We start from the raw sequence: 296 nt of genomic DNA on the forward strand, positions 1-296 counted from the left end.
CTTAACCATTTCTTACTTTAGAAAGAATCACTATGTGTGATGAACTTTGCATTGCATTCAATGTGAATGTATTACTTATTGTTATCTAGTTTTCAAAGAACAATCCTGTCTCGCTAGAGACATGTTTGAAGGAATGATCCTTCAAAACTAAACAAGACGAAAACGTACACTGCTCCATATATCCTTAGAAAGGAGGTGATCCAGCCGCACCTTCCGATACGGCTACCTTGTTACGACTTCACCCCAATCATCTGCCCCACCTTCGGCGGCTGGCTCCATAAAGGTTACCTCACCGA

The 296-nt window shown here is 41.9% G+C and carries 1 rRNA gene; it reads right to left on the minus strand.

The window, feature by feature from the left end:
- Positions 1–188: 188 nt before the first annotated feature.
- Positions 189–296 (minus strand): 16S ribosomal RNA (locus AAZR19_RS18955); the annotation flags it as partial.

This window comes from Bacillus sp. Je.9.29.b (genome assembly GCF_051129925.1).
GTDB lineage: Bacteria > Bacillota > Bacilli > Bacillales > Bacillaceae > Bacillus > Bacillus safensis.